The organism is Dietzia sp. UBA5065 (genome assembly GCA_002415925.1).
GTDB lineage: Bacteria > Actinomycetota > Actinomycetes > Mycobacteriales > Mycobacteriaceae > Dietzia.
In genome coordinates, this window is record DIAZ01000161.1 from 1 (window position 1) to 2,269 (window position 2,269).

Below are 2,269 nucleotides of genomic sequence, written 5' to 3' on the forward strand. Positions count from 1 at the left end.
CGGCGCGAGCCGCGGGACGCATCGCGATCAGATCACCACCCTCGATTCGAAAGGAAGACACCGTGGACCACATCGACGATTCCGACCAACGCCGACTCTCCGAGCACGCCCAGTGGCTGGCAGGCGGGGGAGGAACCCCCCTGAGCAGGGTGTCGCGGCGACTGTCCGAGCGGACCTCCCGCCGATCCGTCCTGTCCCAGATGGCCAAGTGGACGATGGGCGTCTCCGGTATCGCGGTCGTCGGCGCGCTGCCGGTGACGCGGGACCCGCAGGCGATGGCCCAGGCGGCCCCCGCCGCCGGCGGCGCCCGGGTGACCCCCTTCGGGGCGGGCGACGACCTCCTGCCCACCTATGACGGCAAGGATCCCACGGCGTGCAACTACTGGCGCTGGTGCAACATGGACGGCTACCCGTGCCCGGCCTGCGCCGGCGGCGGTGTCTCCACCTGTGCCCCCGGCTCCAGGCCGGGTGCCGAGTACTGGGTCGGGTGCTGCACCCATCCCGAGAACGGCAAGACCTACCTCATCGCCTACTACGACTGCTGTGGAGCGCCCGGTTGCGCGAGCACGTTCTGCGGTGAACCCGACGCCCAGGCGGTCATGTACAACCCCGTCGCCGGCAGCTTCGACCAGGAGATCATCTGGTGCGTCTCGGATGAGTCCCAGTCCTACACCTGCACCCTCGCGCCGATCATCGGCGAGGACTGCCAGACCAACAACGCGACCCGGCCCCGCGTCGGCGCCGGCTCCCGTTGACCGGCCGGAAAGGACACCTGATGACGATGTTCACCACCACCCGGCTGGCCGGGTTGTCGATCGCCACCGCCACGGCCCTGATGCTCGTGGGCTGTTCCTCGGGCAGCGACACCACCGAGACCGTCGACGAGTTCGACGTGGCCAACGGCGTGGCCACCACCTACGAGTTCCCCAACGTCCCCGAGGTCACCGCACCCCCGTCGAACGCCGCCCTGGGCGACGACGACCAGGAACTCGGTGGGGTCGGATCCGACCCCAACCGGCCGTACACCGCCGCGGTCACGCCGATCAGTGCCGACTGGATGATCACCACCGAGCGCAAGGACAACGAGACCGTCTACGCGGCGTTCGACCCCGTCGACGGCGTGGTCAAGACCCGGATCACCACCGGGCACGCCATCTGGGACGACGTGGTCCACGTGTTCACCACCGACGACGCCTCCGAGCCCCAGGCGGTGGCGTTCGAGGTGTGGGCGCCCCGCGGTTCGCGCGGCCAGTCCGATTTCACGGTCTCGACGTATTCCGGCAACCTGCTCGAGCCCGCGGAGGTCCTCCTCCCCAGGCACGTGCGGTTCCACTCCCGCGAGGGCTCGCACACCATCAGCCAGGGTAGGTACCTGGCCTCGTGGGACGACCAACTCTTCGGCCCACGCGTCGTGGACCTCGACCGCGGCGTGCTCTCCGGGGAGACCCAGATCCTCGGGTGCGGACCGTTCACGTGGCCGGTCGGGGACAAGATCTACTCGGTCTGCGAGAACTCGGGCGAGCTCATCGAGCTCACGATCGACTCCGACGGCCGGATCAGCGAGACCGCCCGGGCGGAGGTCCTCCCGGAGGACTTCACCTCGGCCCGCGAGGCCCACTTCGCCGAGGAGATCCGGTCCGGGTTCCTCGTCAACGAGGCGGGCGACGTCTACCTGTTCGACTTCTCGAACGGCCTGCCCACCGAGGAGGTGGCGCCCATCGGCAACGTCGGGCGTGACGGTGGCCGCTTCTACAAGAACGCCATCCGTCCGGACGGCGAGCAGTTCTTCGTGGAGTACACCGACACGGAGATCCACCCCCACTCGGCCAACGGCGGTGACGTGGTGAGCGTCCGGCTGTTCGACGTGAACGGGGCGAAGGAGACCCGGAACCTCGACCTCGAGAAGCTGGGGCTGGACTCCATCGACTCGACGTCGTACAACCTCGACGGCTCGGTCCTCTACGTGCTGGGGACCACGGCGGGCGAGGGCGACGACGAGGGCACGGACCTGCCGACCGTCGTGGGCGTCGACCCCGCGAACGGTGAGATCGTCTCGACCGCGACCATCACCGGCTTCGGCGGTTGGGACGGCGTGAGCGGCCTCACGGCACCTGAGCGGATGGCCGGCTGATGCGGCGCACCACGGGTGTCCTGCCGCCCCTGGCCCCCGACGTCAACCGCCGGGCATTCCTCGCCGCCCTCGGTATGGGCGGCGTGGGGCTGGCCATGGCCGCCTGTGGTGCGGAGAAGGCGGTCACGTCCGCGGTCA

At 69.6% G+C, this 2,269-nt stretch carries 2 protein-coding genes; both read left to right on the top strand.

Annotated elements, in window-relative coordinates; genetic code table 11:
* The first annotated feature begins 62 nt into the window (after window positions 1-62).
* The gene (locus B4M60_RS13050; protein ID WP_291084755.1) at window positions 63-755 is read left to right on the top strand and encodes a methylamine dehydrogenase light chain; all 693 of its coding nucleotides are present in this window, start codon (window positions 63-65) and stop codon (window positions 753-755) included.
* 20 nt (window positions 756-775) lie between these two features.
* A complete protein-coding gene (locus tag B4M60_RS13055) occupies window positions 776-2,131 on the top strand; it encodes a hypothetical protein (protein ID WP_291084758.1) in 1,356 nt (451 codons plus the stop codon).
* Window positions 2,132-2,269 lie beyond the last annotated feature (138 nt).

Bases quoted from the DNA above. Each gene is read 5' to 3' on its own strand.
- B4M60_RS13055 (WP_291084758.1), top strand. From the start codon at position 776: ATGACGATGTTCACCACCACCCGGCTGGCCGGGTTGTCGATCGCCACC.